The sequence below is a fragment of the Salegentibacter echinorum genome (assembly GCF_900129445.1).
Taxonomy (GTDB): domain Bacteria; phylum Bacteroidota; class Bacteroidia; order Flavobacteriales; family Flavobacteriaceae; genus Salegentibacter; species Salegentibacter echinorum.
In genome coordinates this window covers 293,104-309,043 of sequence record NZ_FQVT01000003.1, presented here as the reverse complement: position 1 = coordinate 309,043, position 15,940 = coordinate 293,104, and the positions used below count along the sequence as shown (strand labels likewise).

The following is a 15,940-nucleotide window of genomic DNA, read 5'->3' as shown; positions in this document are numbered from 1 at the left end:
ATGGTAGTCTATAAACTCGACCAGGGGCACAAGGTATACTCTCAAAAGAATCTTTTATTTTGAGTTTTGAGGCAGGTTCAAGAGCATTAAGCTTTTGGCTATCGCCCTGCGATTAAATTTTAATTCGAGTCATAATGGGATAGTGATCGGAGAGCTCTTTATTAAAACTACTGTAAGAATTAATTTGCAAAGATTTATCAATAAGCATAAAGTCTATGCGCAGTGGAAAATAGCTCAACTGAAAGCTTTTTCCAAAACCCGCACCTGCTTGCAGAAAAGCATCGGTGTATTCGCTACCCTTTAAATATTCGTAAATATAAGAAAAGGCGGTATTATTAAAATCACCCGATATAATGGTTTTATAAGTGGTGCTATCAACTTTCTTTTTAAGCGTTTCGGCCTGTTCCTGTTGCATACTAAAGCCCTGCCCTATGCGTCCCACCAGTTTTTTAGAATCCTCATCCTTTAAGTCTTTAATTTCCGGTTTTACATTTAAGGATTGAAAATGCACATTAAAAATTCTAAGCGTGTCATTTTTAATCTTTAAATCGGCAAAAATAGCATTGTTATTTCCGTCGTGCGGAAAGTCTAAGGAGCCTTTATTCAGCATAGGATACTTTGAAAATATGGCCATCCCAAATTCAGAGTTTTTATTCTTTCGGTGTACGAAATGATAGGGATAAATCTCTTTTAAATTCGTCACATCTACCGTATGCTCCTGGGTGAGCAAAACATCTGGATCATTTTCCTGAATAAAGCTCACTATTTTCTCTGGAATATGTTCTTCGTCGGTCCAGTCGTACTGGTTGTACATCCTCACATTGTAGCTCATTATAGATAACTCTTCTTCAGAAGTATTTATAGTTTCTGAAAACTGAAAAAGACTGAACACATAGTTATAACCAATAAGCAGCACTATAAGTGAGAGCAGGAACTGCCGTTTAAACTTTATAAGCCAATAAGCGAGAAATAGAATATTTATTAAAATTAAAACCGGTACTCCAAGGCTTAAAACTGAAAGTAATGGAAAAGATTTTGGCGGAATAAACGCCAGTAAATAAGAAAGCAGTAATCCGGTAGCTGCTAAAGAGTTGCAAACAAATATTATTTTATCCAGGACGCTAAGCTTCTTCATTTAATCTTCTTTACCAGCTTTAAAAAGAAAATCTTTTTCAGATTTGCTCAAACTATCATAGCCACTTTTACTTATTTTATCTAAAATAGCATCTACTCTTTTTTGTTTTTCAGTTTTATTCATTTTAGGGGAACTCGCACTAGTAGCACTTCCTTGACTGGCAGACTTCTTTCTATTAGATTTTCTATATACCGTTTTCATTTTCGGCTTGCGTTTTCCAGAGCTGAATAAAGAAGCAAAACTATCCATTATTCTCTCAAACCAGGCGCCAATATCATTTCCTTTTTGCAGTTGTTTGGTGTAAAAATACCCCAGTGCTGCGCCACCAAGATGTGCTAAATGTCCCCCGGGATTTCCCATGGGGATTTGAATTACATCTAAGGCCACCAGAAAAGCTGCGATATACCAAAATTTCACACCGCCTATTAAAATCAACCGAACGCGCATATTAGGTACTTGCGTGGCAATGCCCACTAGAACCGCCATGACCCCGGCTGAAGCACCAATGAGATAAGACCGCCCAGTTCCCTGAAAAGCCGGAAACAGATTATAGCTAAGCATATAAATTAAAGCGCCCATAATAACACCCAAAAAGTAGAAATTCAGTAAGCGTTTTGGAGAAAAATAGTTGAGAAAGTATATACCTGAAAAATATAGAATAAGCATATTAGAGATAATATGCCATATCCCACCGTGTAAAAAAGAATAGGTAATTATAGACCAGGGCTGGAAAATAAACTCTCCCGGTTCTTTGGGAAAAACAAGCCACTGCATCAAAAAATCTGATGGTAACTGAAATAAAAAAGCGATTGTTCTAAAAAGAAAGAAGAGAACAAACACAAAAACGTTTATCGCGATTAGCTTTTCTACTACAGTCGCAGTTTGCAATTTGTATTTTAATTTATCTCCTCCTTTCATCAATCCCAACGATTTTGGTTAAACTGATTTTTCTTCCAGTACCACATCATAATAAAACCAAATAAAGCACCACCAACGTGAGCAAAATGGGCGATTCCGCCACCAAATAATGAATATCCCGTTACCCCTGAAAATAAATCTATTAAAATAATTACAGGAATAAAGTACTTAGCTTTAATGGGAATTGGTACAAACAATAAAAATAATTCAACATTGGGAAACATCATCCCAAAAGCAACCAAAATTCCATAAATCGCTCCTGATGCTCCTACCGCCGGGGTATTATAACTCATATATAAATCCTGCAGGGTATCTTTGGAAACCGAATTCAAAATACCCGTATTATACTCCCCGGTCTTTAACAGCTGTTCAATATTTCCCATACTCATCCCCGCTTCTAACAGGGCATTATAACCACTTTCAAAATTTATATAATTTACTAAAGTATGTAAAAAAGCGGCACCAAGTCCCGCAGAGAAATAAAAGAATAAAAAACGTTTTTGTCCCAGCATCTGTTCTATAGGACCTCCAAACGCCCAGAGTGCATACATATTAAATAAAATATGCATAAAACTACCGTGCATAAACATATGCGTAACTATCTGCCAAACCTTGAAATTTTCATTTTCAAAAAACCAAAGTGAGAAAAGCTGATAGGCATAATCTCCCAAAAACTGGGTACCAACAAAAAATATAACGTTGATAATTAAAAGTACTTTTACAGTTTCGGTAATCCTTCCCATTTACATAAATTTTTTATCCAGCTCATCTACCGTTAAGGTTACAAAAACCGACCTGTTAGTCGGGCTCAAGCCTGGTTCTTTACAAGCGAACAACCGGTTAACGATATGTTGCTGCTCTGTATTGTTTAAAAGCGTACCAGATTTTACAGCCATTCCCTTAGCAAGAGACTTAGCCAGCAAATCTGTTTGCGAAAACCCGTTATCGGGTACATCATTTTCAAAATCGGCGATAAGTTGTTCCAGCAAGATCGCCACTTCGCTTTCAGAAATAAGTGTTGGTATGCCAACAATTTCTGCAGAATCCTTTTTTAATTCTGAAAAAATAAAACCCGTTTGCTCCAGCGAGTCTTTAAGTTGCGATATAACTTCTATTTCCTGTGTATTAAACTGAAGGTTTAATGGAAACAACAGCTGTTGGCTTACCGCTGCCGAAACGGTAATATTTTTAAGCAATTCTTCGTATAAAATCCTGGTATGCGCGCGATGTTGATCTATCACCAGAATTCCGCTTTTTAGCGTACTTACTATATATTTTTTCTGAAGCTGAAATGTAGATTTCTCCTCGCTACTGTCGCTGTTATTAAACAGGTTACCGGTAACTTCTTCACTTTCAAATTCGATTTCTTTAAAATCGGCATCGGGTTTTAGTTCGTGCTCAGTCTGTAAACCGGTATATAAACTTTCCCAACTCTCACCACGCTCTTTTTTAAAGCCGGAAGAAAAGTTACTTCCACTTCCAGATTTTTCATCTTTAAAAGGGTTAAAATTGCGATCTACTTCTACGCCTGGAACTTCTGCCGATTTATTTTTATATTCATAAGGCGTATCCAGATTAGAATCCCTATCAAAATCTAAAACCGGCGCTACATTAAATTGTCCTAAACTATGTTTTATGGCACTTCGTAGAATAGCATAAAGTGCGTGTTCATCATCAAACTTAATTTCAGTTTTAGTAGGATGAATATTAATGTCTATGCTTTTAGGATCTACTTTTAAGAATAAAAAGTAGCTGGGATGCGATTTGTCTTTCAGCAAACCTTCAAAAGCCGAAACCACGGCGTGATTTAAATATGGGCTCTTTACAAAGCGGTTATTTACAAAAAAGAACTGTTCTCCCCGGGATTTTTTAGCAAATTCCGGTTTCCCCACAAACCCCGAAATTTCTACAATCTCGGTTTCCTCGGTCACGGGAACCAGCTTTTCATTGGTTTTTCCGCCAAAAATATTTGTAATTCGTTGTCTATGGTTAGTTTCCGGTAATTGAAATAGTTCACTATTGTTGTGTACCAGCGAAAAACTAATTTGTGGATGTGCCAAGGCAGTCCTTTGGAATTCATCTATAATATGCCGGGTTTCCACGGCATCAGATTTCAGAAAATTTCGTCGTGCCGGGATATTATAAAACAAATTTTTCACGCTAACCGAAGTTCCCTGCGGACAAACGCAAACATCCTGGCTGGTAAGTTTACTACCTTCAATTTTAATAAAAGTGCCTACTTCTTCATTATCGGGTTTGGTTTTTAACTCTACGTGGGAAATTGCGGCAATCGAGGCTAGAGCTTCTCCCCTAAAACCTTTGGTCTTTAATTTAAAAAGATCTTCAGCTTGTTTAATTTTGGAAGTTGCGTGCCTTTCAAAAGACATTCTGGCATCGGTTAGGCTCATGCCCTTGCCATTGTCAACTACCTGTATAAGGGTTTTACCGGCATCTTTAATCACCACCTGTATAGAGTTTGAACCGGCATCAATAGCATTTTCAACCAGTTCCTTAATCACCGAAGCAGGGCGTTGCACCACTTCCCCGGCAGCAATTTGGTTGGCTACATGGTCTGGTAAAAGTTGAATGATATCTCCCATTTAACGCGGGTTGGAAAAGATGGATAAATCGAAATCAATGATCCATAGAAAAACAAGTATCAGGATCGAAATAATAATTAATAAACGCCGATTAATTTCACGATTACCACGGTTACGACTGGATTTTCTTACATCGGCCCACTGAGCACCGAAATCTATAGAGTTGGTAGTCTCTTTATATTTAGCAAATTTGGAGTCAAAATTATAAATATTACCCGTGTCTTTACCTTTATAATACCGTGGGGTATAATTATACCGGTTATTCTTTCGCGCTTTATAAAAATTGATCTTCAAAATTGCCTGATTTACTGTCGAGAACAAATTTACTCAAATTGCTTCAGAAAAACGAAACTACTGAGATTAAATACTGGAAAGCAAGAACAATGCCGATTTTAAAGCAACATTCCAGTTCAAGAAACAAGATCGCCTTCGGCTGCAAGGAAAAATGAAAGAGTTTGAATGCTTCACCGCATGGTTAAATTGGAGTAACTACCGCAAAAAAACTATATTCTATAAGAAAAGATTCCTCCTACGTCGGAATGACAGTTGATTACAACTATAATAGCTTTAACAAACTACAGTCATTACTTAAAAGCTTTATTATGGAAATTACGAATAAAACACCTACGTCCAAAGTTAAAGAATAGGTATTTGAAAAATTCTTTTATTTCGAAAAAAGTCAAGGAAAATTAAAGCACTGGCTATCGCCCCGCGATTAAAACCGGGCATCTTTGCATAATTGTGCCATTTTAATCGCTGCCACGGCGGCTTCTGTTCCCTTGTTCCCGTGTTTACCGCCACTTCTGTCTATGGCTTGCTGCATATTATTATCTGTTAGCACACAAAAAATAATAGGCGTATCATTTTGAATATTGAGGTCTTTAATCCCGTGGGAAACCGCTTCACAAACAAAATCGAAGTGTTTAGTTTCTCCCTTTATCACACTACCTATAGCGATAATGGCATCTAACATATCAAAACTTTCCTGCATCTTCTTACAGCCATAAATGAGTTCATAGCTGCCGGGAACATTCCACCGTACAATTTTGTTTGGCTCTACCTGCTGTTCAATTAAAGTATTGTAAGCTCCCTGGTAGAGACCTTCGGTGATTTCTTCATTCCATTCTGCAACAACAATCCCGATACGAAAGTCTTTCGCATCGGGAAGTTTTTCTTTGTCGTAATCTGATAAATTATTGCCTTCTGTAGCCATAGATATTATTTTCCTGCCCTGGCCTGCCCCATATAAATCGCTACTTTTTCTGCTTCAGAGGCATTAGGATAGTTATCTTTTAATTTCTGTAGGTAATCTTCGGCCTCGCCAGGTTTATTCACTTCTAACGCTGTGATCGCAGCTTTTAATAAGAATTTTGGTGTTGTAAATTCATTAGAACGCATGCTGGCCGCTTTGTCATAATAGTCTAAAGCTTCTTCGGGTTGTTCTAATTGCATAAATGCATCGCCAATTCCACCTGTAGCCAATGCAGCAAGTACCTCATCCTCGCTGTTAAAATCTTCCAGGTAATTAATTGCTTCCTGGTATTTACCGGTATTCAAATAAGCAAAGCCCGCGTTGTAAGTTGCGATATTTGCAGCGTCTGTATTTCCGTAGTTATCAATTATATCAATAAATCCATATTTTCCTTCACCCCCATTTAAAGACATCGTAAAAAGGGAGTCCCGTTGGGTGCCAGATGCATTTAATGCATTACCAAAATAGGTTTCGGCCTGTGCCATTTCGTTGGCAGCTTCGGCCTCATTGGGTTCATTTATAAAACGATTGTAGCCTAAATAGCCCAATACAGCTACAATTGCTACACCCACAATTATATAAATATATTGTTGGTTCTCGGCAACCCAGGTTTCTGTTCTGCCCGCACCTTCATCCAGGGTGTTAAACACTTCTGCAGTTGTAGATTCTTCTTCTACATGTTTTTTCTGCTCTTCCTTATTTGAAGGTTTATGTCCTTTTTTCTTGTAAGTTGCCATAAATTCTGTTTAATGCAGTGGCAAAAATAGGATTTTTATTCAAAATTAAAAGGGAAATTATTTGTATTTTTTTAATATTTTGAAGTCATTCGCTAAGCTTTCAAAATTAGTATAACAAAATAATAAATGGCTGAATAACAGTAAAATATGTTTTTAAAACATCTCTCTTTATTAAATTACAAGAACCTGGATTCAGCTACTTTCGATTTTGACACCAAAATTAATTGTTTCGTGGGGCATAATGGGGTTGGTAAAACTAACATTTTAGACAGTATTTACCATCTGGCTTTTGGTAAAAGCTACTTTAATCCCATTACCAGTCAAAATATAAATCACGATGCCGAGTTTTTTGTTGTTGAAGGTACTTTTGAGAAACAGGAAAAGGAAGAGCGTGTAATTGTTAGCGCAAAACGTGGCCAAAAGAAGGTCATTAAACGAAATAACAAAGCCTATGAGAAATTTAGTGATCACATAGGATTTATTCCCACAGTAATTATTTCACCGGCAGATCGCGACCTTATTATTGAAGGCAGTAGTACCAGGCGTAAATTTATTGATGGAGTGATTTCGCAAAGTGACAATATTTACCTCAATAAATTGTTGCAATATGGAAAAATACTCTCGCAACGCAATTCTTTGCTTAAATATTTCGCCGCTAATCACAGCTTTGACAGGGATACCTTAGAAGTTTATAATTTGCAGCTAAGTGAATTGGGGCAATATATTTTTGAAAAAAGAAAAAACTTCCTTTCAGAGTTTATTCCAATTTTTAATAAACGTTATGCCGATATTACGCAGAATAAAGAACAGGTAGATATCAGTTATAAGAGTCAGCTTTTCGAAAGTTCAATGGCTTCATTATTAGAAGAGCAGCTGCAAAAAGATATGGCTCTTCAATACACCAGTGTTGGCACGCATAAAGATGATTTAAATTTTGAAATTGAAGGGCATCCTATCAAGAAGTTTGGCTCCCAGGGACAACAAAAATCCTTTTTGGTTGCTTTAAAATTGGCTCAATTCGACTTTATTAAACAAATAAGTAAGGTAAACCCTATCTTACTATTAGATGATGTTTTTGATAAATTAGATGAGCAAAGGGTAGCGCATATTGTCGCTTTGGTAGCTACTAATCAATTAGGCCAAATTTTTATAAGTGACACGCACGCAGATCGAACCGAAGCGGTCGTAAAAAATAGCGATCAACCTTATAAAATATATAAATTGTAAAATGAGATACAAATATGAATAAAAAGATTCTTTTTTTAGTCTGCGGAATTGTAGCCTTAGGATGCCAAAAAAATAATCCGGAAGAACAGCTCAAACACCTTACGGGTTACTGGGAAATTGATAAAGTGGAAGTTTCGAAAGATTCTACAATCAATTACAAGGTAAACCCTACAGTAGATTATATTGAATTTGATGGTAAAAATGGCTTCAGAAAAAAGTTAAACCCAAGGTTTGACGGCACTTATATCACCAATGATGATCGGGAAGAAGTTTTAGCTAAAATTGAAGATGATAGTTTAAGGTTATATTATAAAACACCCTACGATTCCTGGAAGGAAACAGTTATAAATGCTGAAGAAGATAAATTTAGCATCATAAACAGAGATGATAAGATTTATTATTATAAAAAATTCACCCCGTTATTAGCAGATGAAAATGAAGAAGAGAACTAATGAAAACCAGAGTTTAAGTGAAGTATTAAAAGATTTTGTAGATCATAATAAACTGCAAAGCGGCTTGGATAAGGTGAGTGTAAAGGAAGTATGGAACAGGGAAATGGGACCCGCAATTCAAAAGTACACTACTGCTATAAAATTACAAAACGACACCCTTTTTGTGCAGTTAAGTTCTTCTGTATTAAGAGAAGAGCTAAGTTACGGTAAAGAAAAGATCATAAAGATGTTAAATAAAGAGCTGGGGAAAGACCTGGTTAAAAAATTGGTTCTTCGTTAACATGCAGCATCGTTATTTTAAAATTTACAAACCCTACGGATATTTAAGTCAGTTTATCACGAACGAGCGTCCGCGCAAGAAAAAGAAATTGTTGGGCGAATTAGGCGACTTTCCTTCAGAAACCATGGCGGTAGGAAGGTTGGACCAGGATTCAGAAGGTTTATTGTTTCTAACAACTAACGGAAAAGCAAGTGCCGAAATTACCGGGAATAAAATTGAAAAAGAATATTTTGTGCAGGTGGATGGACAAATCACGCCAGAAGCGATTGAAAGAATTAAGTTTGGTGTAGCTATTAGTATTAACGGTACAAACTACAATACACTACCCTGCAAAGCTTTAATTTTAAATGAAAGACCGGTATTTCCCGAGCGAGCCAAAAAAATTCGTGATGAACGTCACGGCCCTACCAGTTGGATATCTGTAACATTGGTTGAAGGTAAATTTAGGCAGGTTAAAAAAATGACAGCTGCGGTTGGCTTCCCCACCTTACGATTAGTGCGGGTAAGGATTGGCAACGAAACCGTAAAGGATATGGCAGCCGGGGAAGTAATAGAACTTCCTGAGTTTTTATACTAAAAATTTAAAAAGACCCGCCCGAATAAATTCGGGCGGGTCTGCTTGGGTTTTTGGATATCTTATTTAAAAAAATTGATTAGTCTTTAAACTTTGCGGCCATTTCAACCGTTCTTTTAACCTGGTGTTCAACTGCTTTTTTAATGTTATCTCCAGGAGTATTTCCACTTGCAGTAACGCTTACACCGTAAGGATTTCCTCCTGCTTCAAAAAGACTGGAATCGGTATAGCCGGGAGCTACAATTATAGAGCCCCAGTGCATTATGGTCTTATATAGTGAAAGTAAAGTTGCTTCCTGCCCGCCGTGATGGTTGGCCGCACTTGTCATTCCACTCACAATTTTATTGGTCAGTTTCCCACTGGACCATAATCCGCCGGTGGTATCAAAAAACGCCTGAAGCTGAGAAGGCAGGTTTCCATAACGGGTTGGCGTGCTAAAAATAATAGCATCTGCCCACAACAAATCGTCCAGTTCTACAGTTGGAAAATCTTTATTTTCAGCCGCATAATTTTTCCAGGCTTCATTTTGATCTATAGCCTCCTGCGGAGCGGTTTCCTTAATTCTTTTCACCCTTACTTCTGCCGCGCCTGCATTCTTGGCTGCTTCGCCGGCCCATTGTGCCAATTGATGATTTGTACCTGTGGCACTATAAAATATTACTGCTACTTTTGGTTGACTCATAATTTATATTTTTAAAGTTAATTAAGCTTTCACCATAAATATAAATCATAATTAAAACATTAGTTTTAAGATTATTATAAAATTGCATAACTAAAATCCAAATTTAACCGATATCCAGGATTAATCGAAATCATTGATGCCCGTTAAAAATTTTCCCAATTAGCAAGATCTCCTCTATCGCAAAGCCTAAAAGCGATTTCATAATTACCTTTCTTGCTGTTTGAAATTTTTACAAAAAATGTAAATCATTACTTTACAATAACAAAGTTGCGCGGATTTTTATTCGTTCTCTCCCACTTTAACTCTCGGTTGTACCAAACCTTATCCACTATCGTATTATTTGAACTGAAGTTTAGTTTGGTTTTAATTATATCTTCATCTGTTTCAGAAAACCTTATTTTTGTTTCTGAAATATTATTCTCATCTACATCAAGGCTTGTAGCGATACCTAAATATTTTCCTTCTGGCATCGACACTTCTTCCAAACCCGTAGGAATATCTAAATTTCCCTTAAAATACTGCTCCCATTCCGAATCTACCTTATGGAATAAGGTTATATCTTTAATTGATAATGCTCCATCTTTTTCCAGTAAATTTTCCCCAGTTTCATTTACATATTTTATGGTTACCCCCGTATCCATTATGACACAGCAGTTTGAGGGATCATCTTTATCGCAGGAAATCGAGAAAAATGCAACAAATCCTAATAGCAATACTAACTTTTTCATTGGTTATTGATTTAAATAATGAAATTACAATAAAATAATGAAATTATTATCTAATTAATACCCTAAAACCCTTCAGCTTTTCCATCATAACTCCTGGAATCTGCGGCGCCATAAAGAAGGTCGTTTTCCCAATCTATATAGATCCCCATAGCCTGGCCCTGGCTTCCTGCTTCGTAAACTTCGTGTCCCATTTGCTCGTAAAGCTTTTTGGTATCTGGAGAAATTCCAAAATCTTCAAATCGAGTACGATCTGGTAACCACTGATGATGAATTCTGGGAGATTCTATAGCTTTAGCAATGTTCATTTTATGATCTATCATATTTACCACTACCTGCAAAACGGTATTGATTATCGTTCTTCCCCCGGGACTTCCTATCGCTAAAACAGGTTTTCCTTCTTTGGCAATTATAGTTGGGGTCATACTGGATAACATACGTTTCCCGGGTGCTACCAGGTTTGGTTTCGTACCAATTAATCCTTTGGTATCGGTGTGACCCGGGATAGGATTAAAATCCCCCATTTCATTATTCAGTAGAAATCCTGCGCCGGGAACTACTATTTTAGAACCATAGCTGCGTTCTAAGGTATAGGTTAAGGAAACTGCATTACCCTCTTTATCCACCACGGAAATATGTGTGGTTTGCGGACTCTCATATCGCAAATGGGCTTTATTAAAATTAGCCGAATCACTTTTTGATGCCCTATCAATTTGAATACCCTCCTGAAGTTTCTTAGCATATTCCTTAGAAGTTAATTTTTCCAGGGGCATTTTTGGATTAAAATTAGGATCTCCAAGATACAAAGCACGATCGGCATAGGCGCGGCGCATTGCCTCGGTTAGTAAATGATAAGATTTCGCAGAGTTTGCTCCCGCTTCTTCCAGATCGAAAACTTCTAAAATATTAAGCATTTCAATAAGCGCCACCCCACCCGAACTTGGCGGTGGCATCGCCACAACTTCATAACCGCGGTAAGTACCTGTTACCGGTGCTAATTCCTCGGCTTCATAATTCGCAAGATCTTTTTCAGTAATTAAACCGCCGTGTTCTTTCATAAAATCGGCGATTAGTTTGGCTGTTTTCCCTTTGTAAAATCCGTCGGCGCCATTTTGCTGAATTCGCTTTAAACTCTTTGCCAAATCGGGTTGTTTCCAGGTTTCTCCAGGCTTATAGATCTCTTCTCCATTTTTCAAAAAAGCTTTTGCTGTCGCAGCATACAATTCGTCATCGTGATGTTCTTTCACCCATTTCAAAAACCAGTTCATATTGTAGGTAGATTCAAACCCGTTTTCTGCCAGGTTAATCGCCGGCTCTAAAAGCTCCTCCCAGGGAAGATTTCCCATTTTTTGATGTGCTTTATACAAGCCGGCTACCGTTCCCGGCACGCCAACAGAAAGCAAACCTTCGTGGTTGGAGTTATCTTTTATTTGACCATCTTCATCTAAGAACATATCGACAGAGGCTTTTAATGGTGCTTTCTCCCTAAAATTGAAGGCCGTTTTGTCGCCGTTTGCCCCGTGATATACGAGAAACCCTCCGCCACCAATATTCCCTGCAGAAGGCAAGGTCACAGCTAATGTAAAAGCCGTGGCCACACCGGCATCTATTGCATTGCCGCCTTTACTCAATATCTCTTCCCCTACTTTTGAAGCCAGGTAATGACTGCTCACTACCATTCCGTTTTCTGCCCTAACCGGAATTCGGCCAGACTGAGCAAAATTCGACATAGGGAAACTAAACGTAAGAAAAAGACAAATTAAAAGCTTAGGGTAATTTTGCATAAGCATAAACGTTATTATTATGGTATATCATTTTTCACACATAAAATGAAGAAAGGCGTATTAAATCCAAGATCTTGTAAGTCTCTCATAGCAAAAAAAGGTTTTATGCCGTTTGAAAACCCAGGGTTGCTTCTTTAAAAATACGGCTAAAGAACTCGAAAGTTTCACAAGCCTTGTTGGTAGCTGTTTTTACTTGAGCTTCAGAAAAATCTTTGGCTTTCAGTTCTTTTACAAACTTATTCCAGGCTTTTACTCCTGCCCTATCGCCATTAAAAAAATGCGGTTTGGGGATTTCAGCTAAATGAGGACAATTGGGAATTTCTTTAGAAATATAAACCCCGCCCAGGGCCGAACCTAAAACTACATAGGCTGCGCCAAGTGCTTCTTCATAAGATGTAAGTTTAAAATCTTCTTTAAAAGAGGCTGTAGAAATATTTGTTACTTCCAGTGCCTCCAGGTCTAAGTTTAACTGTGCAGATTTTTCAGAATTATAGTTTGGGATATATTTTTCAATTTCGGTTTCGGTGATTTTATAAGCAATATAATTTTGCAGTAACAGCAACTTATATTCTTCCGAAGAAATTTGATGGTTAACTATTTTCTGCGCCAGATTTTCTTCTTCCAGCTGTTCGTGAAGTTCTTTGGTAGCACTTCTTAATTCATCTAACATCGTTATCTATATTAAATTTTCCTATATTTTCCCGTATCTTCGAAATATTCTTGCGCTGTTCCCTATCATCACTTTTTATCTCATCCAAATAGCTGTAAATTTGGTTTACCGCAATCTTATTTTTCCTAATTCGCTCCCTAAGCTCTTGGTTCTGTACCATGTTATACACCACCCGTTTAAGTAAAGGTTCAAGCTTCTCTCCTAACCTATCCATATGTTTTTTTAGCACAAAACCAGAGGCTCCGGCTAAAATAGTATTGGCAGCAAGCTCGTCATCATCTATCGCGCCAGTTACAAAAATAAATGGGACATCGGCATCCATATCTTTAGAAAGTTCTAAAATATCTAATCCGGTGCAGGTGGGTAGGTTATAATCTGAAATTACGACATCTGGCAAAGAGTTCATAAAAACACGTTTAAAAGCATCAATATCATCGACCACATTAATCTCAACACTTTCTACTATTTTTTTAATTTGTCGTTGAATTAATACAGCGTCGGTTTCTTCGTCTTCAACCAAAATTATGCGCAAAGGAGTCGTGATCATTATTTCTGAATTTTCTCAAAAATACAAAACTATTTGATGATCCCGGCGTATAGCCCGTTTTTGCATTAAAATATAAACGTAATGCGTTTTTTCTAAAATAAAATACTCACGAAAATATAAGACTTTATAAGTGAAAGAAAAATGTACTGCCTTTTCCCAAATTGCTTTCTACCCAAATCTCTCCTGCGTGTTTTTCTATCACCCGTTTTACCAGGGCCAATCCTATCCCTGTTCCTTTGTACTCCCCGGGACTGAAACGCCTAAATAATTGGAAAACTTCCTGGCTACTTTCTTCTGAAACACCTATTCCATTATCCTTTATATAGTAGATAGGTTTTCTGTTTTTCTGTTGCACTTTTTGATTAGAAACCACCCCAATTAGTATATTGGGCTTCTCAGATTTTTGAGAGTATTTTAAAGCGTTTTCCAATAAATTTAGCCAAACCTGGTAAAGCATATCGCGATCGCCAAACATTGCCGGTAAATTAGACTCTATATCAATAACTGTCTTAGGGTAATTATTTTCAATATTAAAATCGGTAATAATTTCCTTTAGCAAACTTTCCAGGTCCAGATTTCTCTTCTGAAGTTCTCCCCCGGTGATTTTCGCAAAATCCAGCATATGCTCAATGAGAAGCTCCATTTTCTCTCCTGAAGTATAAATTGTTTGAATTAAATTTACAGCCCCGGCAGGTATTTCTTCAGTAAAATCTTCCTGAAGCATTTGTGCGTAACCTTTTACAGCCCGTAGCGGCGATTTAAGATCGTGGGAAATTCCATAACTAAAAAGCTCTAAATCCTTATTTGCAGTAATTAAATTGGCGTTTAACCGGCTAATTTCGTCTTTTTGCTGTTGTAGAATAAATTGATTGATATTCTCACTAAAAGCTTTTGCCGTTTCAAGCTCATAATCCTGCCAGGTGGAGGCTACACCATCTAATTTCTCACTCCATTTCTGGAAAGATTTTCGCGGACTTAAGCGTTGTTTTTCCTGATTATAAAAAACTTTTTTATTCGGATTTCCACCCCAATTAACCGTTTCTGAAACAGCCGGCCGAAACCAAATTATAAAATTGGTTTTTCCACGCCCAATATTCATTGCAAGTATTCCCGATGCTGTTTTTTTGAATTTTTCAGCTTCAGGAAATTGTTTTTTAAGACTTTTTGAGAAAAATAAAGTTTTTTGTTTATTCGCTACAAAATCTAATATTTTGTGAACATCTGCTTCAGCCGGAGTTTTCCCGGTGAGGGTGAGTTTATTCTCATAAAACAAAGCACCCCCACCACAATCAATTAAGTCAACAAACCTGGTTTTTCCTGAAGTAAGGGCACTAAAAAGGGTATTTTCTGAAGTGAATTTTTCCCGAATTTTATCGCGTAATATTTCGCTTTCCCGCAACTTGTTATTAAAATTCCTGGTTTCCAGTAATGCCAGTTTATTAGAAAATACCTGTCCCAAAAACTTACAGGTTTCCCTTTGATAATAATTAATAAACTTCGCCGAATAATGGTGACAGGCCAGTAATCCCCAAAGTTTTCCATTGGCAATAAGCGCCACAGTTAGCGAAGCTCCCACGCCCATATTTTGAAGATATTCTATATGAATGGGAGAAACCCCGCGCAATTCAGAACGCGATAAATCTAAAGGCTTGTTGGTTGTTGGAGAAAGTTGCGGAGTTATGGGAACCGGCGTATAATTCACATTTGAAATTATACGAACCTTATGTTCCAAAAATAAGTTTCGGGATTGGGACGGGATATCGCTTGCCGGATAATGCAATCCCAGCCAACTTTCTAAAGACTGTTTTTTTTCTTCAGCAAAAACCTCGCCGTTCCACTCTTCATCAAAACGATATATCATCACACGGTCATAACCAAAAATATCCCTGGTTAATTTTACCGCTTCCCTACAAAGATTTTGGATATTCGTGACACTATCTAACCCGGTAATAATACTGGTTAATTGTTGCTGAAAAAACAAGCTGTCCCGGTCTTTACCTAGCACTTCAAAATCTATAATAAGTGTATCCTTAGCTTTGTGAGGCAAAAGCACAAACCTGTGGTTGTTAATTTCAATTTCTGAAGCTTTAAAAACCTCATCTGTATTATTTGCTTCAGCCAGGTTAGCGCGATATTTTTCACCAACTACAAGTGAAATGTCCTTATTTAATAGCTCGCTATGCGCAATTCCCAAGAAATTGGCAGTATTCTCACTTGCCTGTAGAATCTTAAGACTTGTAGGATCTACCGCAAGAATAACCCCGTGTGCTTGTGCCTTTCCTATTAAATGAATTGGTTCTTTTTCACAGTTAGAAATATCTACTTTATCGGGGTAATAGGTATTGTCTAGCATGCTG

At 37.3% G+C, this 15,940-nt stretch carries 17 protein-coding genes; 4 read left to right on the top strand and 13 right to left on the bottom strand.

Features of this window, described 5'->3' with window-relative positions; translation table 11 throughout:
* Positions 1-112: 112 nt before the first annotated feature.
* From BUA71_RS07355 to BUA71_RS07325, 7 genes are all read right to left on the bottom strand, one after another.
* Positions 113-1,135 carry an endonuclease/exonuclease/phosphatase family protein gene (locus BUA71_RS07355; protein WP_072878239.1) on the bottom strand — a complete coding sequence of 341 codons (1,023 nt, stop codon included), beginning with the start codon at positions 1,133-1,135 and terminating at the stop codon, positions 113-115.
* On the bottom strand, positions 1,136-2,053 hold the full coding sequence (locus BUA71_RS07350) for a rhomboid family intramembrane serine protease (RefSeq protein ID WP_072878236.1): 918 nt from the start codon (positions 2,051-2,053) through the stop codon (positions 1,136-1,138).
* Positions 2,053-2,796, bottom strand: coding sequence for a rhomboid family intramembrane serine protease (locus BUA71_RS07345; RefSeq protein WP_072878234.1), 744 nt, complete (start codon positions 2,794-2,796; stop codon positions 2,053-2,055). The genes BUA71_RS07350 and BUA71_RS07345 overlap by 1 nt, the downstream gene beginning before the upstream one ends.
* Positions 2,797-4,653, bottom strand: coding sequence for a DNA mismatch repair endonuclease MutL (gene mutL / locus BUA71_RS07340; RefSeq protein ID WP_072878233.1), 1,857 nt, complete (start codon positions 4,651-4,653; stop codon positions 2,797-2,799).
* The gene (locus BUA71_RS07335) at positions 4,654-4,947 is read right to left on the bottom strand and encodes a hypothetical protein (protein WP_175545941.1); all 294 of its coding nucleotides are present in this window, start codon (positions 4,945-4,947) and stop codon (positions 4,654-4,656) included.
* 421 nt (positions 4,948-5,368) lie between these two features.
* Positions 5,369-5,866 (bottom strand): 6,7-dimethyl-8-ribityllumazine synthase, encoded by a 498-nt coding sequence (gene ribH / locus BUA71_RS07330; RefSeq protein WP_072878231.1) that lies wholly within the window; start codon positions 5,864-5,866, stop codon positions 5,369-5,371.
* Between the two features lie 5 nt (positions 5,867-5,871).
* Complete coding sequence (locus BUA71_RS07325) at positions 5,872-6,642, bottom strand: tetratricopeptide repeat protein (protein WP_072878229.1); 771 nt, start codon at positions 6,640-6,642, stop codon at positions 5,872-5,874.
* A 147-nt stretch (positions 6,643-6,789) separates the two neighbouring features.
* Between BUA71_RS07325 and recF the strand changes: the two genes are divergently transcribed.
* From recF to BUA71_RS07305, 4 genes are read left to right on the top strand one after another with little or no spacing between them, the layout of a single operon-like run.
* Entirely contained in the window at positions 6,790-7,869 is a 1,080-nt protein-coding gene (recF, locus tag BUA71_RS07320; protein ID WP_072878227.1) for a DNA replication/repair protein RecF, read from the top strand.
* Between the two features lie 14 nt (positions 7,870-7,883).
* Positions 7,884-8,321: a lipocalin family protein gene (locus BUA71_RS07315; protein ID WP_072878225.1), complete on the top strand. Its 438-nt coding sequence runs from the start codon at positions 7,884-7,886 to the stop codon at positions 8,319-8,321.
* A complete protein-coding gene (locus BUA71_RS07310) occupies positions 8,305-8,601 on the top strand; it encodes a DciA family protein (RefSeq protein WP_072878420.1) in 297 nt (98 codons plus the stop codon). The genes BUA71_RS07315 and BUA71_RS07310 overlap by 17 nt, the downstream gene beginning before the upstream one ends.
* Before the next feature lies 1 nt (position 8,602).
* Complete coding sequence (locus BUA71_RS07305; protein ID WP_072878223.1) at positions 8,603-9,178, top strand: pseudouridine synthase; 576 nt, start codon at positions 8,603-8,605, stop codon at positions 9,176-9,178.
* Between the two features lie 76 nt (positions 9,179-9,254).
* Here the strand turns inward: BUA71_RS07305 and wrbA are convergent, their stop codons facing one another.
* From wrbA to BUA71_RS07275, 6 genes are all read right to left on the bottom strand, one after another.
* Positions 9,255-9,857: an NAD(P)H:quinone oxidoreductase gene (gene wrbA / locus BUA71_RS07300; protein ID WP_072878221.1), complete on the bottom strand. Its 603-nt coding sequence runs from the start codon at positions 9,855-9,857 to the stop codon at positions 9,255-9,257.
* 248 nt (positions 9,858-10,105) lie between these two features.
* Complete coding sequence (locus BUA71_RS07295; protein WP_139277073.1) at positions 10,106-10,585, bottom strand: hypothetical protein; 480 nt, start codon at positions 10,583-10,585, stop codon at positions 10,106-10,108.
* A 62-nt stretch (positions 10,586-10,647) separates the two neighbouring features.
* A complete protein-coding gene (gene ggt, locus BUA71_RS07290) occupies positions 10,648-12,312 on the bottom strand; it encodes a gamma-glutamyltransferase (RefSeq protein ID WP_083572057.1) in 1,665 nt (554 codons plus the stop codon).
* Positions 12,313-12,469: 157 nt separating this feature from the next.
* Positions 12,470-13,036, bottom strand: a complete 567-nt coding sequence (locus BUA71_RS07285) for a biliverdin-producing heme oxygenase (protein WP_072878217.1) — start codon at positions 13,034-13,036, stop codon at positions 12,470-12,472.
* Entirely contained in the window at positions 13,026-13,583 is a 558-nt protein-coding gene (locus BUA71_RS07280) for a response regulator (protein ID WP_072878215.1), read from the bottom strand. Before BUA71_RS07280 ends, BUA71_RS07285 begins: the two co-directional genes overlap by 11 nt.
* A 124-nt stretch (positions 13,584-13,707) precedes the next feature.
* Entirely contained in the window at positions 13,708-15,936 is a 2,229-nt protein-coding gene (locus tag BUA71_RS07275) for an ATP-binding protein (RefSeq protein WP_072878213.1), read from the bottom strand.
* Positions 15,937-15,940 lie beyond the last annotated feature (4 nt).